Origin of the sequence: Streptomyces sp. NPDC001536, from assembly GCF_042894505.1 — a bacterium.
GTDB lineage: Bacteria > Actinomycetota > Actinomycetes > Streptomycetales > Streptomycetaceae > Streptomyces.
On sequence record NZ_JBIAVQ010000007.1, the window covers coordinates 91,806 to 114,754 of the forward strand.

The following is a 22,949-nucleotide window of genomic DNA, read 5'->3' on the forward strand; positions in this document are numbered from 1 at the left end:
AATGACGGATCACACACGACGGAACGTCCTGCGCGGCGCGGCGGCGATCGCGGCGGCGGGCGGGCTGGTGGGCACGGGAACGGGGACGGGACCGCGTGCGGCCGCCGCCGCTCCGCAGGCGCCCACCGCGCGCCGATTCCCCTTCCTGGAGGGCGCGTTCAAGCCCGTCACGGAGGAACTGACGGCCTTCGACCTGCCGGTCACCGGCCGCGTCCCCCGCGACCTCAACGGCCGCTATCTGCGCAACGGCCCCAACGTCCTGGGCCTGGAGGACCCGCGCGCCCACCACTGGATGCTCGGCGACGGCATGGTGCACGGCGTCCGGCTGCGCGACGGCCGCGCCGAGTGGTACCGCAACCGCTGGGTGCGCTCCTCCCAGGTGGCGAAGAAGCTCGGGGAGCCCTACCCGCGTCCGGTGCCGCCGGACGACTTCCCGTGCAACACGCACGTGATCCCCTACCGGGGGCGGATCCTCACCCTCCAGGAGAGCGGGCCGCTGCCGTACGAACTCGACGACGAGCTCAACACCGTGGGCACGTACGACTTCCGGGGCACCCTGAAGGGCCCGCTCACCGCGCACACCAAGTTCGACGTCCACGCCGGTGAACTGCACGCCATCGCGTACTACCCGACCTGGGACCATGTCCGGCACCTGGTCGTGGACCCGACGGGCCGGGTCTCACGCACCACCAGGATCCCGGTGGCGGACGCGCCGATGATCCACGACTTCGCCCTCACCGAGCACCACGTGGTCATCCTCGACATGCCGGTCACCTTCGACCCGGCGGCCGCCGAGCGCGGGGACATCGTCCCGTACGTCTGGAACGACAGGCACCCGGCCCGGATCGGAGTACTGCCGCGCAAGGGCGGTGCGGTCCGCTGGTTCGAGGTCGACCCGGTCTACTACTCGCACACCCTCAACGCGTACGAGGAGGGCACGGACATCGTCATCGACACGACGAACTTCGACGCCCCCTTCCTCGTCGCCGGCAACGGCTCGGGCGGCCCCTACAGCTCGGGCACCCCGAGGCTCGACCGCTGGACGATCGACCTGCGGCACGGCCGGGTGCGGACCAGGACCCTCGACGACCGCCCGCAGGAATTCCCGCGCGTGAACGAGGCGTTGGCCTCCCGCAGGCACCGCTACGGCTACGCGGCGGCGTCCGCGGAGATGACGGTGGCCTACATGGCGGTCGACGGCAACCCGCCCGACCGGGCGTTCGGCAACGCGCTCATCAAGCAGGACCTGCTGCGCGGCACGACCCAGGTCCACCGGCTGCCGCGCGGAGCGGCCGCGAGCGAGGCCGTGTTCGTACCACGCGAACACGCTGCGGCCGAGGACGACGGATACGCGATCGCGTACGTCCACAACCCCGATCGCGGAGCGTCCGACCTGCTGATCCTCGCCGCCCAGGACTTCACCGGCGAGCCGGTCGCCCGGATCCATCTGCCGGGTCGGGTGCCGCTGGGGTTCCACGGGAGCTGGATTCCGGACGCATGAGACGGCCGGGTGCGCGATGGTGGACGGTATGCATGCAAAGGACATCCTCATCGACGGTTTCAGCCGCATCCAGGAAGAAGTCCACGCCGCCGTCGAGGGCCTGACCCCCGACGACCTCAACCATCGCCTCAGCCCCGACGCCAACTCGATCACCTGGCTGGTCTGGCACCTCACCCGCATCCAGGACGACCACCTGGCCGACGCCTTCGGTCTCGACCAGGTGTGGCTGGCCCAGGACTGGGAGAAGCGCTTCGGCCTCGACCTGCCGCCCCGCGACCACGGGTACGGCCACACCTCCGCGCAGGTCGCGAAGGTGCGCGTCGACTCCCCCGACCTGCTGACCGGTTATTACGACGCCGTCCACGCCCAGAGCCTTCAGGCGCTGCGCGGGGTGACCGCGGCGGACCTGGAACGGGTCGTGGACACGAACTGGGATCCGCCGGTCACCCTGGGCGTCCGGCTGGTCAGCGTCCTGGCCGACGATCTGGAGCACGTCGGCCAGGCCGCCTATCTGCGGGGGCTGCGTCAGAGCGCGTAGCCCGGCAGGACGACGTCCTCGATGAGGGCCTCGCGCTCGTCGAACGGGATGAACGCGCTCTTGAGGGCGTTCACCGTGACCGTGCGCAGGTCCTCGACCGTCCAGCCCGCCTCCTCGACCAGCAGGGACATCTCGCGGGTCATCGTCGTGCCGGACACCAGGCGGTTGTCGGTGTTGAGGGTGACGCGGAAACCGAGGTCCTTCAGGGCGGTGATCGGGTGCTCGGCGATCGAGGTGGCGGCGCCGGTCTGGAGGTTGGAGGTGGGGCACATCTCCAGGGCGATACGGCGGTCGCGGACCCAGCCCGCGAGCCGGCCGAGCTTGCCGTCCACGATGTCCTCGGTGATCCGGACGCCGTGGCCGATGCGCTGGGCGCCGCAGACCTGGAGGGCCTGGTGGATGCTGGGCAGGCCGTGGGCCTCGCCGGCGTGGATGGTGAACGGGACGCTCTCGCGGCGCAGGTGCTCGAAGGCGGCGAGGTGGTCGGCGGGCGGGAAACCGTCCTCGGCGCCGGCGATGTCGAAGCCGACGACGCCCGCGTCACGGAAGGCGACGGCCAGGTCGGCGGCCTCGCGGACCCGGTCGAACATCCGCATGCCGCACAGCAGGGTGCCGACCCGGACCGGGGTACCGGCGGCGGCCGCCTTGGCCATGCCGGCCGCGAGACCCTCCTGGACGGTCTCCACGACCTCGCTCATGGCGAGTCCGCCCTGGGTGTTCAGCTCGGGGGCGTAGCGCACCTCGCCGTACACCACACCGTCCGCCGCCAGGTCGAGGACGTACTCCTCGGCGGTGCGCAGCAGGCCCTCGCGGGTCTGCATCACGGCGAGGGTGTGCTCGAAGGTGGCTATGTAGCGGACCAGGTCGCCGGAGTTCGCGGCGTCGTAGTACCAGGCGGCCAATTCGTCCGGGTCGGTGGTGGGCAGGGTGTGGCCGACCGCGTCCGCGAGCTCCACCACGGTGGCGGGGCGCAGGCCGCCGTCGAGGTGGTCGTGCAGGACGGCCTTGGGCAGTCGGCGGACGGTGTCGATGTCTACGCGCGTAGCGGTCATGGTGGATCTTTCCTTGGCAGGGCGGGACGGGGTGGTACGGCGGGTGCGGTGCGGTCTTCAGTCGGCGGGCTGGAGCAGGTCCCAGCGGTTGCCGTACAGGTCCTGGAACACGGCGACCGAGCCGTAGGGCTCGTGGCGCGGCTCCTCCAGGAAGGTCACGCCGGCGGCGCTCATCCGGGCGTGGTCGCGGGCGAAGTCGTCGGTGTGCAGGAAGAAGCCGACGCGCCCGCCGGTCTGGTCCCCGACCCGGCCGCGCTGGGCCTCGTCCTTGGCGCGGGCGAGGAGCAGTCCGGTACCCCCGCCCTGTCCCGGTCCCGGCTCCACGACGACCCAGCGGGAACCGTCGGGGCGCGGGGCGTCTTCGGCGAGCCGGAAGCCGAGGGCCTCGGTGTAGAAGCGGATCGCCTCGTCGTAGTCGTCGACGACGAGGGTGACCAGGGCGATGCGTCTCATCGGGGCCTTTCGGAGGGCGTGGTTAGCGGAAGAGGTTATACGTAAAACGTGGCGGACGCCAGTCGTATCCGGACGGCCGGCGTCGGGCCCGCCGGACCTAGGACGCACGCCCGAGCCGGAGCGGGCCCCGGGACCGAGGCAGGGGCGCCCGACGGCCCACTAGCGTCCCGGTCATGAAGATCGACAAGCCCCCTCGCGGGGCCGAGGAACGCAAGCAGGACGTCCTGGCCCGGCTGGAGCGGGAGCGCGACATCTGGGTGGCCTCGGCGGACGACGACGGGCTGCCGTGCATGGTGCCGCTCTGGTTCGTGTGGCACGCGGACTCCGTATGGCTGGCGACACGGCTGACGAACCCGACCGGCCGCAACCTGCGCGACGGCCGCCGGGCCCGGCTGGCGTTCGCGGACACCCGGGACGTGGTGCTCGTGGACGGCTCCGTCGAGACGTACACCCTCCAGGAGGTGCCGGCCGCGGCGGCGGCCGCGTTCCTCGCCAAGCACGGCTGGGACCCGCGGGAGGACAGCCCGTCGTACGCCTTCTTCGAGGTGCGGCCCTACGCGGTGCAGGCGTGGCACGAGGTACGGGAGCTGCCGAAGCGGCACATCATGCGGGACGGGGTGTGGGTGGTCTGAGGCGGGGCGGGGCGGTGCGGCCGTCGTACGTCCGCCCGACATTCTTTCCCCGCACGGGAGTTACCTGGGAGTAATTCCCGGTGATTTGATGTGCGGCGCCACTCAACCCCCTTCACCCTCAGGGAGATCCAGTGACGCCTCTCGTACCGCGCCGCACCCTGGGCGCGACCGTGCTCGCACTCACGCTCGCGGCGACCGCCGCCCCCACCGCCACGGCCGCCGATCAGGCGCCGCCCGTGCGGGTGCTGACGTACAACGCGTTCCTGTTCAGCAAGAGCCTGTATCCGAACTGGGGCCAGGACCACCGTGCCGCGGAGATCGCGCGGGCGCCCTTCTTCCACGGCAACGACGTCGTGGTGCTCCAGGAGGCGTTCGACAACTCCTCGTCGGACGCGCTGAAGAGCGCCGCGGCGGGCGAATATCCGTACCAGACGCCGGTGGTGGGGCGGAGCAGGAGCGGCTGGGACGCCACCGGAGGCGCCTACTCCGCGACCACTCCTGAGGACGGTGGGGTCACTGTGCTCAGCAAGTGGCCGGTGGTGCGCAAGGAGCAATACGTGTACAAGGACGCGTGCGGGGCGGACTGGTGGTCCAACAAGGGGTTCGCGTATGTGGTGTTGGACGTGAACGGCGCGCGGGTGCATGTCGTCGGGACGCACGCGCAGTCGACCGACCCGGGCTGTGACGCCGGTGAGGCGGCCGCGATGCGCAGTCGGCAGTTCAAGGCGATCGACGCGTTCCTGGACGCCAAGAACATCCCGGCGAGTGAACAGGTCCTGGTCGCCGGGGACATGAACGTCGACTCGCACACAGCGGAGTACGGCTCGATGCTCGCCGACGGGGGCCTGGTGGGTGCCGACGCGCGTACCGGGCATCCGTACTCCTTCGACACGGCGGAGAACTCGATCGCCCGTGACCGTTACCCGGACGACCCGCGCGAGGATCTCGACTACGTCCTGCACCGCGCGGGACACGCACGTCCGTCGGGGTGGCGCAACGAGGTCGTCAAGGAGGAGTCGGCGCCCTGGACGGTGTCGAGCTGGGGAACCGACTACACCTACACGAACCTGTCCGACCACTATCCGGTGATCGGTGACCTCGGCTGATCAACCTGCCTCGGTGTGAGTCGAGTTGAGGCGGGCCAGCTCGTCGTCGGTCAGCCGGATCGCACCGGCCGCCACGTTGTCGACGAGGTGGTCGGGGTTCCCGGTGCCGGGAATGGCCAGCACGTGCGGGCCCTGGTGCAGTGTCCAGGCGATACGGAGCTGCGCGGGGCTCGCACCGTGCGCCCGTGCGATGGCCAGCACCTCGTCGTCGTGGTGGGTGGTCGCACCCTGTGCGCCCGCGGTGCCGGCCACCGCGTAGAACGGGACGTAGGCGATGCCCTGTTCGCCGCAGATGCGCAGGAGTTCGTCGGGGTGGTCGAGGGCGTAGCGGTTCTGGACGCTCACCACGGGGGCGATGGCCTGGGCCTCGGCGAGGTGGCGGGGCTCGACGCCGGAGATGCCGAGGTGGCGGATCAGGCCCGCCTCGCGCAGTTCCGCGAGCGCGCCGAAGTGCTCGGCGATCGAGTCCTGTCGCATGCGGCGCAGGTACACCAGGTCCAGGTGGTCCCGGCCCAGCTGGCGCAGGTTCTCCTCGACATGGCCGCGGAGGTCCTCGGGGCGGGCCGAGGTGCCCCACTCCCCCGTGTAGTCGCGGAAGGGGCCGACCTTGGCGGCGATGACCAGGTCGGCGGGGTACGGGGCCAGCGCGGTGTTGATCAGTTCGTTGGCGGAGCGCAGGGACGAGAAGTAGAAGGCGGCCGTGTCGATGTGGTTGACGCCGAGCTCGATCGCCTTGTGCAGCACGGCGATCGACCGTCGCCGGTCGCTCGGCGTCCCGTGGTGGAAGGCGGCACTGCCCGTCAGCCGCATCGCGCCGAGGCCGAGGCGGTTGACGGTCAGGTCGCCGAGTTTCCAGGTGCCCGCGGCGTCCGCGGTGATCGTTTCGGAGGTCATCAGCGGAGTGTCACACAGGGGCCGGCGGCGGACGGTCCCTTTACGGACTCATGGATCAGCCGTCCCAGGTCCGGTCCGCGACCTCGGGCGCCGGCCCCCCGGCCAGTGCCTGGACCGCCGCCTCCGGGTCCGACCCCTACAACACGTGTACGCACAAGGTCAGTTCAGCACAGCACCCCTCAGCCGAGCGGCTTGTCCAGCACCGCCTTGCGGTGGCTGAACGTCTCGATCGAGTACCGCCCGTGGTAGTTGCCCATGCCGCTCTCCCCCACGCCGCCGAACGGCAGGTCGGAGACGGTGAGATGGGCGAGCGGGAGGCCGTAGCCGAGGCCGCCGGAGGAGGTCTCGGCGGCGATCCGGTGCCGCGTCTCCTCTGACTCGGCGAAGACGTACAGGGCGAGCGGCTTGTCGCGGTCGTTGATGAAGTCGATCGCCGCGTCGAGGTCCGGGACGGTGACGATCGGGAGGATCGGGCCGAAGATCTCCTCCCGCATGACGGGCGAAGCGGGGTCGACGTCGGCGAGGACGGTGGGCGCGATGTACTTCGTCGGGCGGTCGGTGTCGCCGCCGACGACCACGCGCCCGGAGTCGAGCAGCCCGGTCAGCCGGTCGAAGTGCCGTTCGTTGACGATCCGGCCGTACTCGCCGGAGGCCGAGGCGTCGCTGCCGTAGACGGACTCGACCGCCTTGCGGAGCAGGGGCTCGAGGGCCGCGGCGGTCTCCGGGTCGGTGAGGACGTAGTCGGGGGCGACGCACGTCTGGCCCGCGTTGAGGAACTTGCCGCGGGCCAGTCGGTCGGCGACCACGGAGAGGTCGGCGTCGCGGTCGACGAACGCCGGGGACTTGCCGCCGAGTTCGAGGGTGACCGGGGTCAGGTGCTCGGCGGCGGCGCGCATGACGACACGGCCGACGGTGCCGTTTCCGGTGTAGAAGATGTGGTCGAAGCGCTCGGCCAGCAGGGCCGTGGTCTCCGGGATGCCGCCCTCGACGACGGCCAAGGCCTCGGTGTCGAGGAACGCCGGCAGCAGGCGGGCCAGTGCCGCGGAGGTCGCCGGGGCCATCTCGCTCGGCTTGACCACGACCGCGTTGCCGGACGCCAGGGCGCCGACCACGGGGGCGAGCAGGAGCTGCGCCGGGTAGTTCCAGGGGGCGATGACGAGGACGACACCGAGCGGGTCGTACTGCGTCCAGGCGGTGGCGTCGGCGCCGAGGTGCGCGGGGACCGGGGCGGACTCGGGGCGCAGCCAGTCGTCGAGGTGGTCGAGGGTGTGGTCGATCTCGCGGATCACGAAGTCGATCTCGGTGCGGTAGGCCTCGGCGGCGCTCTTGCCCAGGTCGGCGTGGAGGGCGGCGGCCAGGTCGGTGCCGTGCTCGGTGAGCATCTCGCGCAGTCGGCGCAGCTGCGTGGTGCGCCATACGACGGGCTTGGTGCGGCCGGTGCGGAAGGTGGCGCGCAGCCGGGCCACGATGTCGGCGGGCTGCTCGGGGGTGGGCTGGTTCACGATGCCTCACTGGTGCTGCGCGGGCCGCTGCGGACGACCTCGAACGGTTGGATGTAAATACCAACCTTTCTCCACCAAGATGCATTCCCCTACCACGTAAGTAACTTTGCGCTACACCGCTGTCACACTCGGGTGGCCGAGTCCAGCGTGCCCGCGAGCCGATCCAGCAGGGCCCGCAGGAGCTCCTCGTCACTGTCCCCGAGGGCGGGCCAGTCGGCGCGGACCGCACGGTCGACGCGGCGCCAGTACTCCTGGCCGCGCGGGGTGAGGTGGGCGAGGATGCGGCGCCGGTCCAGCGGGTCGACGCGGCGGTGGACGAGGTTCTGGTCGACGAGCTGGTCGATGAGCTTGGTCAGCGTCGGCGGCGGCAGGAAGGCGGACTCGGCTATCGCCGTCATGTGGTGGCCCTGACCGTCGGCGAGCAGGCCGAGCACCCGCCAGGCGTCGAGCGAGCAGCCCTCCTGGTCCAGGACCGCCTGGAGGCGGCGCGCCGCCAGTCGCTCGGCCCGCGTCAGGAGCTGCACCAGGTCGCGGGGCTGACGCGGAGATGAGGTGGGCATCGCGCTCCTAGGTCACGGGGTGCGTACATCGTATGAGACAGGCTGGAGTTCACCGGGCGGACCCGAAATCATGACGCCATGTTCCGGCACGATCCTCCCGCAGCCGAGTGGTTCACGGCCGACGCCTCGGTGCTCGGTGTGGCCCTCGTGTTCCCGATGCAGGGGCCGGCCGGGATCTTCGGGCCCACCTGTGAGCTGTGCGCGCAGTTGGCGGCCGAGGAGGTCAACCGGGCGGGCGGGGTGCTGGGGCGGGAGCTGCGGCTGCTGCCCGTGGACGGCGGCGGTTCGCCTCGGGAGATCGCCGACCATGTCGAGGCGCTGGTGGACCTGGGGGTCGTGCAGGGGGTCACGGGCTGGCACATCTCCTCGGTGCGGCAGGCGCTGGCGCCGAGGATCGCCCATCGGGTGCCGTACGTCTACACCGCCTTGTACGAGGGCGGCGAGCACACGGCGGGCGTATTTCTGACGAGCGAGACACCGCGCGACCAACTGCGGCCCGCGATGGGCCTGCTGGCGCACGAGCGCGGGGTGCGCCGGTGGTTCGTCGTCGGCAACGACTATGTGTGGCCCCGGCGTACGGCACGGGCGGCGCACGGGTACGCCCGCGAGTCCGGTGGCGTCGTGGACGGGGAGGTCTATCTGCCGCTGGGCACCCATGACTTCGAGCCGGTGCTGCGGCGCATCGAGCGCTCGGAGGCGGACGGGGTGCTCATGCTGCTGGTGGGCAGCGACGCGGTGCGCTTCAACCGGGCGTTCGCCGCCTACGGATTGCCCGCGCGCTGTCTGCGGCTCAGCACGCTCATGGACGAGAACATGCTGATGGCGAGCGGCCCTTCGGCCACCGAGGACCTCTACAGCACGGCCGGCTTCTTCGCCTCGCTCGCCAATCAGGACACCCTCGACTTCCACGGGCAGTACGCCGGGCGCTACGGCGTCGAGGCGCCCGCGCTGGGCAGTCTCGGTGAATCCTGTTACGAGGGTGTGCTGTTGCTCGCCGCGCTGCTCAAGCGGGCCGGGACGCTGGACGTGACGGCGATCGGAGCGGCGGCCGGGACGGTGTCGTACGAGGGGCCGCGCGGGCTGATGCATCTGCGGGGCCGGCATGTGCGCCAGCGGATCTACCTGGCGCGCGCCGACGGGCTGGACTTCGACGTGCTCACGGAGCTCGATCTTCACGGCTCCCGCTCTTGACATGCCCCGGCACCGCCAAGATACTTCCCACAGAAAGTAATTAGAATGCCTCGGGCGAATTGTGATTGCAGTTTCTGAATGCAGATCACATGCCGTCAGGGGCGTTTTTTGTTGCCTCCGGGAAAGTCTGGTGAAACACCCCGGAAACAGCGGGACTTGAGTCTGTGGACCGCACTTCAGCAGGCAGTCACCCGAGGGGGTTGGTTTGTCCAGCGGTTCCAGCGGTTCCCGCAGTTCCCGTATTCTCCGCCGACGTTTCCTGGCCGGCGGCGCCGCGCTCACCGCGGTGGTGGCCCTCTCCGCGTGCGGCGCGAAGACCGACGCGGCCGGCTCGTCGTCCGACAAGGCCGCGAAGATCGACGTCAGCGGTGACACGGTCAAGGTCGGTCTGCTCAACTCGCTCTCCGGCACCATGGCGATCAGCGAGGTGACCGTACGCGACTCGCTGAAGCTGGCGATCGACGAGATCAACGCCTCCGGTGGCGTCCTCGGCAAGAAGATCAAGCCGATCAGCGAGGACGGTGCCTCCGACTGGCCGACCTTCGCCGAGAAGGCGCAGAAGCTCATCAAGGAGGACGGGGTCGCGGCCACCTTCGGCTGCTGGACCTCCGCCAGCCGCAAGGCCGTCAAGCCGGTCTTCGAGAAGAACAAGTCGCTGCTGTTCTACCCGGTGCAGTACGAGGGCCTGGAGGAGTCCCCGTACATCTTCTACACCGGCGCGACCACCAACCAGCAGATCGTCCCGGCGCTCGACTACCTCAAGAGCAAGGGCCTGAAGAAGCTGTACCTGGTCGGCAGCGACTACGTCTTCCCGCGCACCGCCAACAAGGAGATCAAGGCGTACGCGAAGGCCAACGGCATGACGATCCTCGGCGAGGACTACGCGCCGCTGGGCTCCACGGAGTTCTCCACGATCGCCAACAAGGTGAAGGCCTCGAAGGCGGACGCCGTCTTCAACACCCTCAACGGCGACTCCAACGTGGCCTTCTTCAAGGAGTACAAGTCCGCGGGCCTGACCGCCAAGACCATGCCGGTCGTCTCGGTGTCGATCGCCGAGGAGGAGGTCAAGTCGATCGGAACGCAGTACCTGGCGGGCCAGTTGACGGCCTGGAACTACTACCAGACCACCGCGGGCGCGGCGAACGAGAAGTTCGTGAAGGCGTACAAGGCCAAGTACGGCCAGGACAAGCCGACCAGTGACCCGATGGAGGCCGCGTACACCTCGGTCTACCTGTGGAAGGCGATGGTCGAGAAGGCGAAGTCCTTCGACCCGGAGAAGGTGAAGGCCGCCTCCGACGGCATCACCTTCGCCGCCCCCGAGGGCACGGTCACCGTCGACGGCGCCTCCCAGCACGTCTACAAGACCGCCCGGATCGGCGAGATCGGCACCGACGGCCAGATCAAGGAGGTATGGAACTCCGGCAAGCCCATCAAGCCGGACCCGTACCTCAAGGGCTACTCCTGGGCCTCCGGCCTGTCCTGACCGTCACCGTCCGTGGGGTCCTCCGGGGCCCCACGGCGGCCGTCTCCCCGGAGCCGCCGTATGACCGTGATCCTCGGTCAGACCTTCACCGGCATCAGCATCGGTGCCGTCCTGCTGCTCATCGCGCTCGGCCTCTCGCTCACCTTCGGCCAGATGAACGTCATCAACATGGCCCACGGCGAGTTCATCATGGCGGGCGCCTACACGACGTATGTCCTGCAGAAGTCCATTTCCAGCGCGGGAATTTCGCTCCTTGTCGCACTTCCCGTCGCATTTCTCGTGTCGGGCGCGCTGGGCGCGTTGCTGGAATGGCTGTTGATACGACGCCTGTATCTGCGGCCACTTGACACTCTTCTCGTCACCTGGGGTGTCTCGCTGATGCTCCAGCAGCTCGCCCGGGACATTTTCGGCGCGCCGAACGTACAGACCCGGGCGCCGGACTGGCTGACCGGCAACATCACGATCATCGGCGGGGACGACCCGCTCACCTTCGCCAACAGCCGCCTGTTCATTCTGGGGTTGGCGATCGCGGCCGTGGTCGCGCTGTCGCTGACGCTGCGCCTGACCTCGCTGGGCAGGCGGATCCGGGGCGTGGTGCAGAACCGGGATCTGGCCGAGGTGTCCGGCATCTCCACCGAGCGTGTGGACCGTACGGCCTTCTTCATCGGCTCCGGGCTCGCGGGCGTCGCCGGGGTGGCGCTGACGCTGGTCGGGCCGATCGGGCCGACGATGGGCACCAACGTCATCATCGACGCCTTCCTGGTGATCGTGGTCGGCGGCATCGGACAGCTCAAGGGCACGGTCATCGTGGCCTTCGTGCTGGGCGTGCTCCAGTCGGTCCTGGAGTACTCCACGACCGTCAGCGTCGCCAAGGTGCTGGTGCTCGTCGCCATCGTCGCGTTCCTCCAGTGGCGGCCCCAGGGGCTGTACACGCTGCGTACGAGGAGTCTCGTATGAACCTCCTGACAGGCCGCTCGGCACGGGCGTGGGCGGGTTTCGCCGGGGCCGCGGTCCTCCTCTTCGCCGTCGCCCCGCTCCTCCTGTCGGACTTCCGGCTCGGGCTGCTCGCCAAGTACCTGTGCACGGCCATGGTCGCCGTCGGCATCTGTCTGGCCTGGGGCCGCGGCGGGCTGCTGACGCTCGGGCAGGGGGTGTTCTTCGGGCTCGGCGGATATGCGATGGCGATGCATCTGAAGATCGCCGACGCCGGTCCCGGCAACCTGCCCGACTTCATGCAGCTGTACGGCACGGCCACCGAACTCCCCTGGTGGTGGAAGCCGTTCGAGAACCCGCTGTTCGCGATCGCGGCAACTGTGCTGCTGCCGATGGCCGTCGCCGCGCTGCTCGGTCTGTTCATCTTCCGCCGCCGGGTCAAGGGCGCCTACTTCGCGATCCTCAGCCAGGCGCTCGCCGCCGCGCTGGCCATCTGGCTGATCGGCCAGCAGGCCACCACCGGCGGCACCAACGGACTCACCGACATCCAGGGCTTCTTCGGCTACTCCCTCGACGACCCGGTCAACCAGCGGATGGTGTACTTCGTCATCGCCGCGGCCCTGCTGCTCCTGATCGTGATCGCTCGCCAGCTGATCAACAGCCGGTACGGCGAACTCCTCGTCGCCGTACGGGACTCCGAGGAGCGGGTGCGCTTCCTCGGGTACGACCCGGCGAACGTCAAGCTCGTCGCGTACGTCGTCGCCGCCGGCATGGCGGGCCTGGCGGGCGCCCTGTTCGTGCCGGCGGTCGGGATCATCTCGCCGGCGCTGATCGGCATCGTGCCGTCCATCGAGTTCGTGATCGGCGCGGCGGTGGGCGGCCGGGCCAGTCTGGTGGGCGCGGTCCTGGGCGCGGTCGCGGTCGCGTGGGCCAAGACCGCGCTGTCCGAGGAGTTCCCGGCGGCCTGGACCTACTTCCAGGGGCTGCTGTTCATCGTGGCCCTGGCGTTCCTGCCGGGTGGTCTCGCCTCGCTGGCGGTCTACGTACGGCGCCGCAAGGCGGCCCCCGAGAAGAAGCCGACCGCCGTTCCCGTGGGAGAGGCAGCATGAGCGAGCTGGAGATACGCGGACTGCGGGTGTCCTTCGACGGGTTCACCGCCGTCGACGGGGTCGATCTCGACGTCAGCCCGGGTGATCTGCGCTTCCTCATCGGGCCGAACGGCGCGGGCAAGACGACCCTCGTCGACGCGGTCACCGGTCTGGTGAAGGCGGAGGGCTCGGTGCGGTTCGACGGCCAGGAGCTGCTGGGGCGGGCCGTGCACCGGATCGCGCGGTCCGGGATCGGGCGGACCTTCCAGACGGCCACCGTCTTCGAGGAGTTGACGGCCCTTCAGAACCTGGACATCGCGGCGGGCGCGGGCCGGAGCATGTGGACCATGCTGCGGCGCCGCAAGGACGTCCCGGAGCCCGTCGCGAAGGCGCTGGAGACGGTCGGGCTCACGGACCTCGCCGACTCCCCCGCCGGAACCCTCGCCCACGGCCAGAAGCAGTGGCTGGAGATCGGCATGCTGCTCGTCCAGGACGTGAAGCTGCTGCTCCTGGACGAGCCGGTGGCCGGGATGAGCCACGACGAACGGCAGGCGACCGGTGAGCTGTTGCAGCGCATCAGCGAGGAGCGCACGGTCGTCGTCATCGAGCACGACATGGACTTCATGCGGTCCTTCGCGCGCAGCGTGAGCGTGCTGCACGCGGGCAAGGTGCTCAGCGAGGGCACGGTGGCGCAGGTGCAGGCGGATCCGAAGGTGCAGGAGGTGTATCTCGGGCACGCGGCGACCGAGGACGCCCCTGCCGTCGTACAGGAGGCGTGATGTTGCAGATCGAGGACGTCCGCGTCGGATACGCCCGCAGCACGGTCCTGCACGGGGTGTCGATCGAGGTGCCGAAGAACGGTGTGGCCGCGGTGCTCGGGCACAACGGCGCCGGCAAGAGCACGCTGCTGCGCGCCGCCGTGGGGCTGCTCACCCCGAGCAGCGGGACGATCCGCCTCAACGGTGAGGACATCACGCGCCGCAAGCCGCACGAGCGGGTGGCGCGCGGGATGGCGTACGTCCCGCAGGGGCAGCAGTCGTTCCCGCATCTGACCACCGCGGAGAACCTCCAGCTCGTCGCGGACGGCCGTAAGCGAGGCAAGGAGGCGATCGCCGAGGCACTGGACCTGTTCCCGGCGCTGCGGACGCTGTCCGGTCGGCGGGCGGGACTGCTCTCCGGCGGTCAGCGGCAGCAACTCGCCATCGCCCGTGCCCTGGTGACGGAGCCTCGGCTCCTGCTGCTCGACGAGCCGACCGAGGGCATCCAGCCGTCGGTGGTGGCCGAGATCGAGGAGACGATCCTCGCGCTGGCCGCCCGGGGCGGGCTCTCGGTGCTGCTGGTCGAGCAGCACGTCGGCTTCGCGATGCGGGCGGCGCAGAGGTACTACGTCCTGGAGGCCGGGCGGGTCACGTCCTCCGGCGAGGGCGGCAAGGACTCGGAGCTCGCCGTGCGGGAGGCGCTCAGCGTGTGAGGCGGCGTTCGAGGTAGGCGCGCTCGGCCGGATTCCGGCTCAGCGCGACGGCCGCCTCGTACGCCCGCGCCGCCTCCGTGTCCCGGCCGAGGCGGCGCAGCAGGTCGGCGCGGACCGCGTGGAAGACGTGGTAGCCGTCGAGGTCGAGGGTGTCCACGAGGTCGAGTGCCCGTCGCGGTCCCTCGACCTCGGCCACGGCGACCGCCCGGTTCAGGGCCACGACGGGGCTGGGCGCCAGGGCCGTCAGCTGGTCGTACAGCTGGAGGACCTGCGTCCAGTCCGTGGGCGGTCCGTCGCTGTGGACGGCCTGGATGGCGGCCTGGATCTGGTAGGGCCCCGGCTGGTTCCGGCGCAGACATCGTCGTACGAGATCCTGCCCCTCGGCGACGAAGGCGTGGTCCCAGCGTTCCCGGTCCTGCTCGGGCAGCGGCACGAGGACACCGTCGGCGTCCTCCCGTGCGGCCCGGCGGGACTCGACGAGGAGCATCAGGGCGAGCAGGCCGGTGGCCTCGGGCTCGTCCGGCATCAGGTCGGTGAGCAGGCGGCCGAGGCGGAGCGCTTCCGCGCACAGGTCGGCCGTGCCCTCGTTGAAGATCAGGTAGACGACGGCGAGGACCCCTCGCAGCCGGTCCGGGAGGTCGGCGTCGCGGGGCACGCGGTACGGGATCCGGGCGTCGCGGATCTTCGCCTTGGCGCGGACCAGGCGCTGGGCCATGGTCGGCTCGGGGACGAGGAACGCGCGGGCGATCTGGGGTGTGGTCAGCCCGCCGAGCAGGCGCAGGGTGAGGGCGACCTGGGCCCGGGGCGCGAGGGCGGGGTGGCAGCAGGTGAAGATCAGACGGAGCCGGTCGTCGCGCACGGGGCCCTCCTCGGGCGGTGCGTCGGAGGTGTGCAGCAGGGCGGCCTCGGCGTGGCGGGCCTGGCGCGAGGACTCGCGGCGCAGCCGGTCGATGGCTCGGTTGCGGGCGGTGGTGATGATCCAGCCGGCCGGGCTCGGCGGCACCCCGGTCTCCGGCCAGCGCTGCACGGCCGTGGTGAAGGCGTCCTGCACCGCCTCCTCGGCGAGGTCGATGTCGCCGAGGTGGCGGACGAGGACGGCGACGGCCCGGCCGTACTCGGCGCGGAAGACGGCCTCGACGTCGACGGGCGGTGGCATCAGTCCTCGGCCTGGTGCATGAACGGGCGCACCTCGATGGGCAGGGTGGTGGCCCGCATCGCCTTCTTGCCCCACTCCAGGGCCGCGTCCAGGTCGGGGGCCTTGATGAGGCAGATGCCGCCCAGGTACTCCTTGCCCTCGGCGTACGGTCCGTCGGTGATCAGGACGTCACCGTCCCCGGGGCGCAGCACGGTGGCCGTGTCGGGGCCGTGCAGTCCGCCGGCGAAGACCCAGGCGCCGGCCTCGCGCAGTTCCGCGTGGAAGGTGTCGAGGTCGCGGACGATCTCCGCCATGGCCTCGGGGCCGGGCGGTGTTCCGTCGGTGGGGGTGATCACGCTGAGCAGGTAGTACTGCATGACGTCCTCCTGGGTGCCGTGTCGTTTCGTTCCCTCAGCTCCTACACGAACGGCCCACCCCCGGATCGACACCGCGCACGACGACATCGGGAGAATCTTTTCCATGACCATCGCACCGCACCCGCTCGTCGTCCGCACCCAGGAGCTCGCCGACCGCCTCCTCGCCCCGCAGGCGGCGCGGGTCGACCAGGCGGAGGTGCCCGTGAGTCACATCGGGGAGATCAGGCGGTCAGGGCTGCTCGGGGTGAGCGCGCCGAAGGACTACGGCGGGGCGGGCGCCCCCGACCCGGTGGCGCGGGAGATCCAGGAGATCCTGGCGGGAGCGTGCTGCTCGACCTGGTTCGTGCAGACCCAGCACCACACTCCGGTGCGGATGCTCGCGAAGTCCGAACTCCCCGTCCGGGAGCGGCTGTTGGGCCCCCTGGCGTCCGGCGAGCTGCTGGCCGGGATCGCGTACGCCCATGTCCGCGCCTTCCCCCGTGTCCCTGTGAGGGCGACGGCGGAGCGGGACGGCTGGCGGTTCGACGGGGCCGTGCCCTGGTACACGGGCTGGGGTCTGAACGACGTGATGCTGCTCGCGGGTGTGACCGACTCCGACGAGATCGTGTTCGCCTTCGCCGAGGCGCGCGAGCAGCCGGGGGTGCGTGCCTCGGAGCCGATGCGGCTGGCGGCGCTCACGGCCGCCCGTACGGTCTCCCTGGAGCTGGAGGGCCTGTGGCTGTCCGAGGAGAGCGTGGTGCTGCGCACTCCGCAGGAGAAGTTCGCCCTCCTCGACCTGCCCCGGAGCACCAACACCTCCCCGGCCGTCTTCGGCGTGACGTATGCCGCGCTGCGGGTGCTGGAGTCCAGTGGCGAAGGAGAGACGGCCCAGGAGATCCGCGGCCGGGTCGACGAGGTACGGCGGCAGGCGTACGAGCTGGCCGATCACCCCGTCGCACACGAGCGCGTCGAGGAACGACTGGCCCTCAAGACCCAGTCGTACGACCTGATGCGCGCGGCCACGACCGCGGCGGTCGTGGCCGGGGGCGGGCGCACCATGGACGTACGCCATCCCGCCCAACGGCTGTTCCGGGAGGGGATGTTCCTGCTGGTGCAGGGGCAGACGTCGGTGGTGCGGCAAGCCCATCTGGACGTGCTGGCGAGGATCTGGGAGACCCGATGACCAACGGTCCGACCGCCGTCGTGGAGGCGGCCTTCTTCGAGCGGTGTTTCCCGACCGCGGACCGGTTCGCGGAGCAGCTGCATGTGGTCCCGGCCGACGAGGAACTCGTCCCCGTGTACTACGAGTACGAGCTCACGACCGGCGGCCGGTACCGCAAGGTCGAGGCGATCACCGTCCGGGACGGACTCGTTCGAGAAGTCCGGGTCCTCTTCGGTGGCGAGGTCGGCGACCGCGGCTAGCTCGCGAACGGCACCTGCGCCGAGGGCGCGGCCGCCTTCTCGAACGGGTGCCGCCACAGCCCCTGGGCGGCGAGCCGCGGCAGGACGCCCTCGCCGAACCAGTACGCCTCCTCCAGGTGCGGATAGCCGGACAGGACGAACTCGTCGATGCCGAGGGCGTGGTACTCCTTGATCCGCTCGGCGACCTCGTCGTGGCTGCCGACCAGGGCGGTGCCCGCGCCGCCGCGGACCAGACCGATGCCGGCCCAGAGGTTGGGGTGGATCTCCAGGCCGTCGCGGCTGCCGCCGCTGTGCAGGGCGAGCATCCGCTGCTGCCCCTCGGACTCGCTGCGGGCGAGCCCGGCCTGGACCGACTTGACGGTCGCCGGGTCGAAGCCCGCCAGGAGCCGGTTCGCCTCGGCCCACGCCTGCTCGGAGGTGTCGCGGGTGATGACGTGCAGCCGGATGCCGAAGCGGAGGGTGCGGCCGTGCTTGGCGGCGAGCCCCCGGATCCAGGCGATCTTCTCGGCGACCGCGGCCGGCGGCTCGCCCCAGGTCAGGTACACGTCGACGTGCCGCGCGGCGACCTCGCCGGCGATCGGTGAGGAGCCGCCGAAGTACACCTCGGGGACCGGGTCGGGCACCCGGGCGAGCTTGGCGTCCTCGACCTGGATGTGCTCGCCCTTCAGGTCGACCGTCTTGCCGTCCCACAACCCCCGTACGACTTCGAGGAATTCGCCGGTACGGCGGTAGCGGTCGTCCTTGTCGAGGAAGTCGCCGTAGGCCCGCTGCTCATGGCTCTCGCCGCCGGTGACGACGTTGAGCAGGAGCCGTCCGCCGCTCTGCCGCTGGAAGGTGGACGCCATCTGCGCGGCGAGGGTCGGTGAGACGAAGCCGGGGCGGAAGGCGACCAGGAACTTCAGCCGCTCGGTGTTCTGGCTGACCATGGCGGTGGTGAGCCACGCGTCCTCGCACCAGGCGCCGGTCGGCGTGAGCGCGCCGACGAAGCCGAGGTCCTCGGCGGCACGGGCGATCTGGCTCAGGTAGGCGACCGTCGGCGGCCGGTCCCGTCCGGAGGCGGTGGCCGGGGTGCCGTGGCCGCCGCCGACGACATGGCGGCTGTCCCCGTTGGTGGGGAGGAACCAGTGGAAGGTGAGGGACACGTGGGGGTCTCCGATCGGGGATCTTCGGGGCCTTCGGGGTGCAGGGTCAGAGCAGGCCGTGGCGGGGTGGCCTGGTGCCGTTGAGCACGTACCGGCCGATGTGCTGGATCTTCCAGCGGGTCGGGTCGTGCAGGGTGTGGGTGCGGGCATCGCGCCAATGGCGGTGCAGATTCAGGGAGTTGAGCGCCGAGCGAGTGCCGGAGACCTCGAAGAGCGCGCTCGCCACGTCGACGGCGGCGTTCGCGGCCTGCACCTTGGCGGCGGCGACGGCGATGGACGCCTCTGCGGCGGAGTCGTCGGTGAGATCGGCCTGGGCCGCTTCCACAGCGCGCGCAGCTTCCCGCAGCAGCGCCTCCGACGCCCGCACCTGGAGGGCGAGTTCGCCGAACCTCTGGATCAGCAGCGGGTCCTCGGCGGCCGTCTCCAGGCCGCTCTCGAACCACGGCCTGCTCTTCGTGCGCACGAACTCCGCCGCCTCCGCCAGCGCACCCCCGGCGATCCCGGCGTCGATGGCGGCGTGCAGCAACTGGGCAACGGCACCATGGAGTTGCGGGCCCTCGAAGGTGAGGTGATGAGGCAGGACCCGGTCGGCCGGGACCTCAACGCCTTCGAGGCGAACCGTGCCGCTGGCGGTGGTGCGCTGGCCGAGGCCGTCCCAGTCGTCGATCACGGTCAGGCCCGGTGCGTCCCGGGGCACGTACGCGACGTGGAGCTTGTCGTCCTCGGCGCGGGCGAGCACGGGGATCCAGTCCGCGAAGAGGGCGCCGGTGGAGTAGTGCTTGACGCCGTCGAGGACGTACGAGCCGTCCGGCCGCGGTGTCAGGCGGGTGCGGATGTCCTGGACGTGCTTGGTGCCCGCCTCCGACTGGGCGTTGCCGAAGCGACGGCCGGAGAGGAGTTCGGCGAAGAAGAACTTCCGTTGCTCCTCGGTGCCCTGACGGCGGATCACATTGACGTAGGCGAAGTGGCTCTGCGGGATCTGCGCGAGGCTGCCGTCGGCGGAGGCGAGCAGCCGGAAGATCTCGGCGAGGGTCCCCGGGCCGACGTCCGCTCCGCCGTGCTCCGCGGGCACGGTGACGGCGAGCAGGCCGGACGCGGAGAGCCGGTCCAACTCGGCGCGCGGCAGCCTGCGTTCGGTGTCCCGCGCGGAGGCTCCCGCGCGGAACTCCTCGGCCAGGGCGGCCGCGACGGCGAGGGCCTGCGCGTCGTCGGCGATCACATGGGCGGTCATCAGGTCAGCTCGCCGCCGCCAGGACCGGGGTGCGGCCCAGGGTCGCCGAGAACTGGTCCACGACCTGGGTCAGCGCCTCGGTGCTGGTCGCGGCGACGCTGAGGGTGCCGTCCTCGTGCACGGTGATGTCCTTGTCGAGGGTGAACCAGCCCTGGACGATGTGGGCGGCGCCCATGGAGTTGAGGACCGGGCGCAGCGCGTAGTCGATGGCGAGGACGTGGGCGGTGGTGCCGCCGGTGGCGAGCGGGAGCACGGTCTTGCCGGTGAGGGCGTACTGCGGGAGCAGGTCGAGGAGCGCCTTGAGGACTCCGGAGTACGACGCCTTGTAGACGGGGGTGGCGACGACGACGCCGTCGGCGCGGGCGAAGAGCTCGGTGGCCTCGACGATCGCGGGGTGCTTGAAGTCGGCGCCGAGGAGGGCCTCGGCGGGGATGGTGCGGACGTCGAGCGGGATCACCTGGTGGCCCTGGGCGGTCAGCCGCTGGTCGAGGTGGCGCAGCAGGCGGTTGGTGCGGGAGGAGGCGGAGGGGCTGCCGGAGACGGACAGGACGGTGGCCATGCGGTCCTCTTTCGGGGAGCGGGGCGCCCGCACACGGCGGGCGCCCCCGGGGAAGCGGTCAGGAGTACCAGGTGGGTTCGGGCAGTTCGCCTTCGAGGACCCAGCGGCCGACCTCGCGGCGCTTGTAGGCGACCGGGTCGTGCAGGGTGTGGGTGCGGACGTTGCGCCAGAACCGGTCGAGGCCCTCGTCGGTGGCCGTGGAGCGGGCGCCGGTGGCCTCGAAGACGCGGTGGGAGATCTCCAGGGCGACGTCGGTGGCGCGCGCCTTCACGGCCGCGACCCGCACCTCGAAGTCGCCGCGGGTCTGCTCGGTGACCGCGTCGGGGTCGTCGTGCAGCTTCTGTCCCTCGGCGGCGACGGTGTCGGCGAGCGCCTCGGCCGCCCACAGCTTCGCGGTGAGGTCGCCGTAGATGTCGATGACGTACGGCTCGTCGACGGCGCGCTCGTGGCCGCCGTGCAGCCAGGAGCGGGACTTCTCCCGGGTGTAGGCGGCGGCCGTCTCCAGGGCGCCGCCCGCGATGCCCAGGTAGAAGTTGACGAAGACCAGCTGGATGGTGGGGACGTTCAGGGTGTTGTAGACACGCGGCTGGAACACCTTGTCGACGTATCCGGCCGCCGACGACCACGGTGTGCGGACGCCGTCGAGGGTGACGCCGCCGCTCTCGGTGAGCCGCTGGCCGATGTTGTCCCAGTCGTCGTGGAAGGTCAGGCCCTCGGAGTCGGAGGGCACGATGGCGAAGACGTGGTCGTCGGTGCCTTCGAGGACGCCTTCCAGGACGGTGACGTCGGAGACCTTGCTGCCGGTGGAGAAGGACTTGCGGCCGGTGAAGACGAGGTCGTCGCCGTCCTCGGTGACGGTCACGTCCTTGTCGCGCGGGTTGACGGCTCCGCCGAAGAACCAGCGGTTGCGGGCGGCCTCGGCCTCGACGTGCTCCCACTGTTCGCGGGTGCCGACCAGCCGGGCGGCGCAGTTCCACAGGTAGTGGTAGCCGAGGAGCTGGCCGATGGAGCCGTCGGCCTTGGCTACCTCGCGGACGACTCGGTACGCCGTCGGCCAGTCCTGGCCCGCGCCGCCGTGCTCCGTGGGGCCGAGCAGGGTGACGAGGCCGGAGTCCTTCAGGAGCCGGACCTCGGCGTAGGGGGTGGCGCCGGCGCGGTCGCGTGCGGCGGCGTCGGTGGCGAGGACGGCGGCGACCTCGGTGGCGCGGGTGATCCAGTCCTGGGCGGTCTCGGGGGCGGGGCGGCTGTGCCAGTCGGTGTGCGTGGCGGTGCTCATGTCGGTGACCTCCTCAGACCTGGGCGGGGACGGACTCGGGGAGCTGGGCCTCCAGCTCACGTACCAGCGGCAGGACGCGCTTGCCGAAGTACTCGACCTCCTCGTGGTAGTGGAGGAAGCCGAGGAGGAGCAGGTCGACGCCGAGCTTCTTGTAGGCGACGATCCGTTCGGCGATCTGCTCGGGGGTGCCGATGAGCCCGGTGCGGAAGCCGTCGTTGTACTGGACGAGGTCCTCGAAGGAGGAGTCCTGCCACATGCCCTTCTTGTCGGCCGTGGACTGGCCCGCCTGCTTCACGGCGGCGCCGAAGCCCTCGACGGCCTCGGTGTCGGCCTTGGCGACGATCTCCCGGAGGGTGTCGCGGGCCTCGGCCTCGGTGTCACGGGCGATGAGGAAGCCGTTGAGGCCGAACTTCGGTGCGGTGCGGCCGGCTTCGGCGGCGGACTTGCGGACGTCCTCGATCTGCTCGACGACCCCGTCGAAGTCCTTGCCGTTGGAGAAGTACCAGTCGGAGACCCGGCCGGCCATCTGCCGTGCGGCGCTGGAGTTGCCGCCCTGGAAGATCTCCGGGTGCGGGCGCTCGGGGGTGTTGAGCGGCTTGGGCTTGAGGGAGAAGTCGCGCAACCGGTAGAAGTCACCGGCGAGTTCGGTGTGGTCCTCGGTCCAGATCTGGCGCAGGGCGCGGATGAACTCCTCGGAGCGGCGGTAGCGCTCGTCGTGCTCCAGCCAGGGCTCGCCGAGGGCGGTGAACTCGCCCTTGAACCAGCCGGACACGACGTTCACGGCGAAGCGGCCGTTCGAGAGGTGGTCGGCGGTGGCGCCGAGCTTGGCGAGGACGCCGGGGTGCCACAGGCCGGGGTGGACGGCGGCGATGACCTTCAGACGCTGGGTGGCGAGGAGGAGGGCGAGGCTGAAGCTGGTCGACTCGTGCTGGTACTCGGCGCCGTAGCTGGCCATGTAGCGGACCTGGCTGAGCGCGTAGTCGAAGCCGTTGTTCTCGGCGAGGACGGCGAGTTCGCGGTTGTAGTCGTAGCCCCAGTCGGTGCGCTGCTCGATCTTGCTGGTGACGAGGCCCCCGCTGACGTTGGGGACCCAGTAGGCGAATTTCACGGGCTCTGCGGGCATGCGGAACTCCAGTTGCGGAATGTTTTCGAGCACGCCGAATTCAAGGGGGTCGGCAAAGGGAACGCGGACGCGTTGAATTCAGGCGGGGAATGCGAAAAGCGCGGCGGATCTCGGGAGAGTGATCAGGCCGCGGGGCAACAGGAGGCGCTGGAGACGCGCGCGAGGTCGACATGGCGTCGCCGCGTGAGGTCCAGTCGCATCATCATGTGCTCGATCGTGACAGCCGTCGGTCCGGGCCGTCAAGGTAAACCCGACCGGTCTCGTATCGCGGACCATTGAATTTCACGAAGGTGTGACAGGG

Annotated in this window: 25 protein-coding genes; 12 read left to right on the plus strand and 13 right to left on the minus strand. The window is 70.6% G+C overall.

Going from position 1 to position 22,949, the window contains the following annotated elements; genetic code table 11:
* Position 1 precedes the first annotated feature (1 nt).
* Both ACFY0U_RS20355 and ACFY0U_RS20360 read left to right on the plus strand, forming a co-directional pair.
* Positions 2 to 1,501, plus strand: coding sequence for a carotenoid oxygenase family protein (locus tag ACFY0U_RS20355; protein ID WP_388637459.1), 1,500 nt, complete (start codon positions 2 to 4; stop codon positions 1,499 to 1,501).
* 28 nt (positions 1,502 to 1,529) lie between these two features.
* Entirely contained in the window at positions 1,530 to 2,039 is a 510-nt protein-coding gene (locus tag ACFY0U_RS20360; RefSeq protein ID WP_388637461.1) for a DUF664 domain-containing protein, read from the plus strand.
* Here the strand turns inward: ACFY0U_RS20360 and ACFY0U_RS20365 are convergent.
* The gene (locus ACFY0U_RS20365; protein WP_388637464.1) at positions 2,027 to 3,091 is read right to left on the minus strand and encodes an adenosine deaminase; all 1,065 of its coding nucleotides are present in this window, start codon (positions 3,089 to 3,091) and stop codon (positions 2,027 to 2,029) included. The genes ACFY0U_RS20360 and ACFY0U_RS20365 overlap by 13 nt on opposite strands.
* A 57-nt stretch (positions 3,092 to 3,148) precedes the next feature.
* On the minus strand, positions 3,149 to 3,544 hold the full coding sequence (locus ACFY0U_RS20370) for a VOC family protein (protein WP_388637468.1): 396 nt from the start codon (positions 3,542 to 3,544) through the stop codon (positions 3,149 to 3,151).
* Positions 3,545 to 3,717: 173 nt separating this feature from the next.
* Here ACFY0U_RS20370 and ACFY0U_RS20375 point away from each other — a divergent pair, with 173 nt between their 5' ends.
* Both ACFY0U_RS20375 and sph read left to right on the plus strand, forming a co-directional pair.
* A complete protein-coding gene (locus ACFY0U_RS20375; protein WP_388637471.1) occupies positions 3,718 to 4,176 on the plus strand; it encodes a pyridoxamine 5'-phosphate oxidase family protein in 459 nt (152 codons plus the stop codon).
* A gap of 131 nt (positions 4,177 to 4,307) precedes the next feature.
* On the plus strand, positions 4,308 to 5,282 hold the full coding sequence (gene sph, locus ACFY0U_RS20380; RefSeq protein ID WP_388637474.1) for a sphingomyelin phosphodiesterase: 975 nt from the start codon (positions 4,308 to 4,310) through the stop codon (positions 5,280 to 5,282).
* Here the strand turns inward: sph and ACFY0U_RS20385 are convergent, their stop codons facing one another.
* The 3 genes from ACFY0U_RS20385 to ACFY0U_RS20395 all read right to left on the minus strand — a co-directional run bounded on the left by ACFY0U_RS20385 (position 5,283) and on the right by ACFY0U_RS20395 (position 8,238).
* Positions 5,283 to 6,176: an aldo/keto reductase gene (locus ACFY0U_RS20385; RefSeq protein ID WP_388637477.1), complete on the minus strand. Its 894-nt coding sequence runs from the start codon at positions 6,174 to 6,176 to the stop codon at positions 5,283 to 5,285.
* Between the two features lie 179 nt (positions 6,177 to 6,355).
* Positions 6,356 to 7,678 carry an aldehyde dehydrogenase family protein gene (locus ACFY0U_RS20390; RefSeq protein WP_388637480.1) on the minus strand — a complete coding sequence of 441 codons (1,323 nt, stop codon included), beginning with the start codon at positions 7,676 to 7,678 and terminating at the stop codon, positions 6,356 to 6,358.
* A 122-nt stretch (positions 7,679 to 7,800) separates the two neighbouring features.
* A complete protein-coding gene (locus tag ACFY0U_RS20395; protein ID WP_388637483.1) occupies positions 7,801 to 8,238 on the minus strand; it encodes a MarR family winged helix-turn-helix transcriptional regulator in 438 nt (145 codons plus the stop codon).
* 78 nt (positions 8,239 to 8,316) lie between these two features.
* Here ACFY0U_RS20395 and ACFY0U_RS20400 point away from each other — a divergent pair, with 78 nt between their 5' ends.
* The 6 genes from ACFY0U_RS20400 to urtE all read left to right on the plus strand — a co-directional run bounded on the left by ACFY0U_RS20400 (position 8,317) and on the right by urtE (position 14,404).
* Entirely contained in the window at positions 8,317 to 9,429 is a 1,113-nt protein-coding gene (locus ACFY0U_RS20400; protein ID WP_388637486.1) for a substrate-binding domain-containing protein, read from the plus strand.
* A gap of 241 nt (positions 9,430 to 9,670) precedes the next feature.
* Positions 9,671 to 10,912 carry an urea ABC transporter substrate-binding protein gene (urtA, locus tag ACFY0U_RS20405; protein ID WP_388638257.1) on the plus strand — a complete coding sequence of 414 codons (1,242 nt, stop codon included), beginning with the start codon at positions 9,671 to 9,673 and terminating at the stop codon, positions 10,910 to 10,912.
* 60 nt (positions 10,913 to 10,972) lie between these two features.
* Complete coding sequence (urtB, locus tag ACFY0U_RS20410; protein WP_388637489.1) at positions 10,973 to 11,869, plus strand: urea ABC transporter permease subunit UrtB; 897 nt, start codon at positions 10,973 to 10,975, stop codon at positions 11,867 to 11,869.
* Complete coding sequence (gene urtC / locus ACFY0U_RS20415) at positions 11,866 to 12,954, plus strand: urea ABC transporter permease subunit UrtC (protein ID WP_388637492.1); 1,089 nt, start codon at positions 11,866 to 11,868, stop codon at positions 12,952 to 12,954. Before urtB ends, urtC begins: the two co-directional genes overlap by 4 nt.
* On the plus strand, positions 12,951 to 13,712 hold the full coding sequence (gene urtD, locus ACFY0U_RS20420) for an urea ABC transporter ATP-binding protein UrtD (RefSeq protein WP_388637494.1): 762 nt from the start codon (positions 12,951 to 12,953) through the stop codon (positions 13,710 to 13,712). The genes urtC and urtD overlap by 4 nt, the downstream gene beginning before the upstream one ends.
* A complete protein-coding gene (gene urtE, locus ACFY0U_RS20425) occupies positions 13,712 to 14,404 on the plus strand; it encodes an urea ABC transporter ATP-binding subunit UrtE (protein ID WP_388637497.1) in 693 nt (230 codons plus the stop codon). Before urtD ends, urtE begins: the two co-directional genes overlap by 1 nt.
* Here urtE and ACFY0U_RS20430 read toward each other — a convergent pair.
* Positions 14,394 to 15,560 (minus strand): RNA polymerase sigma factor, encoded by a 1,167-nt coding sequence (locus ACFY0U_RS20430; protein ID WP_388637500.1) that lies wholly within the window; start codon positions 15,558 to 15,560, stop codon positions 14,394 to 14,396. The two genes, urtE and ACFY0U_RS20430, sit on opposite strands and share 11 nt — an antisense overlap.
* A complete protein-coding gene (locus tag ACFY0U_RS20435; protein WP_388637503.1) occupies positions 15,560 to 15,916 on the minus strand; it encodes a YciI family protein in 357 nt (118 codons plus the stop codon). The genes ACFY0U_RS20430 and ACFY0U_RS20435 overlap by 1 nt, the downstream gene beginning before the upstream one ends.
* A gap of 103 nt (positions 15,917 to 16,019) precedes the next feature.
* On the opposite strand from ACFY0U_RS20435, the gene ACFY0U_RS20440 reads away from it, so the two are divergent.
* Positions 16,020 to 17,078 (plus strand): acyl-CoA dehydrogenase family protein, encoded by a 1,059-nt coding sequence (locus ACFY0U_RS20440; protein WP_388637506.1) that lies wholly within the window; start codon positions 16,020 to 16,022, stop codon positions 17,076 to 17,078.
* Complete coding sequence (locus ACFY0U_RS20445; protein ID WP_388637509.1) at positions 17,075 to 17,317, plus strand: hypothetical protein; 243 nt, start codon at positions 17,075 to 17,077, stop codon at positions 17,315 to 17,317. The genes ACFY0U_RS20440 and ACFY0U_RS20445 overlap by 4 nt, the downstream gene beginning before the upstream one ends.
* On the opposite strand, the gene ACFY0U_RS20450 is transcribed toward ACFY0U_RS20445, so the two are convergent.
* The 6 genes from ACFY0U_RS20450 to ACFY0U_RS20475 form a co-directional block, all read right to left on the minus strand.
* Positions 17,314 to 18,459, minus strand: coding sequence for an LLM class flavin-dependent oxidoreductase (locus ACFY0U_RS20450; protein ID WP_388637512.1), 1,146 nt, complete (start codon positions 18,457 to 18,459; stop codon positions 17,314 to 17,316). The two genes, ACFY0U_RS20445 and ACFY0U_RS20450, sit on opposite strands and share 4 nt — an antisense overlap.
* Before the next feature lie 46 nt (positions 18,460 to 18,505).
* Positions 18,506 to 19,690 carry an SfnB family sulfur acquisition oxidoreductase gene (locus ACFY0U_RS20455; RefSeq protein ID WP_388637515.1) on the minus strand — a complete coding sequence of 395 codons (1,185 nt, stop codon included), beginning with the start codon at positions 19,688 to 19,690 and terminating at the stop codon, positions 18,506 to 18,508.
* A 4-nt stretch (positions 19,691 to 19,694) separates the two neighbouring features.
* The gene (gene ssuE / locus ACFY0U_RS20460; RefSeq protein WP_388637518.1) at positions 19,695 to 20,249 is read right to left on the minus strand and encodes an NADPH-dependent FMN reductase; all 555 of its coding nucleotides are present in this window, start codon (positions 20,247 to 20,249) and stop codon (positions 19,695 to 19,697) included.
* 58 nt (positions 20,250 to 20,307) lie between these two features.
* Positions 20,308 to 21,525: an acyl-CoA dehydrogenase family protein gene (locus tag ACFY0U_RS20465; protein ID WP_388637521.1), complete on the minus strand. Its 1,218-nt coding sequence runs from the start codon at positions 21,523 to 21,525 to the stop codon at positions 20,308 to 20,310.
* Between the two features lie 13 nt (positions 21,526 to 21,538).
* Positions 21,539 to 22,648 carry a dimethylsulfone monooxygenase SfnG gene (gene sfnG, locus ACFY0U_RS20470; RefSeq protein ID WP_388637524.1) on the minus strand — a complete coding sequence of 370 codons (1,110 nt, stop codon included), beginning with the start codon at positions 22,646 to 22,648 and terminating at the stop codon, positions 21,539 to 21,541.
* Between the two features lie 122 nt (positions 22,649 to 22,770).
* Positions 22,771 to 22,854 (minus strand): putative leader peptide, encoded by an 84-nt coding sequence (locus tag ACFY0U_RS20475; protein ID WP_350955400.1) that lies wholly within the window; start codon positions 22,852 to 22,854, stop codon positions 22,771 to 22,773.
* Between the last annotated feature and the right edge of the window lie 95 nt (positions 22,855 to 22,949).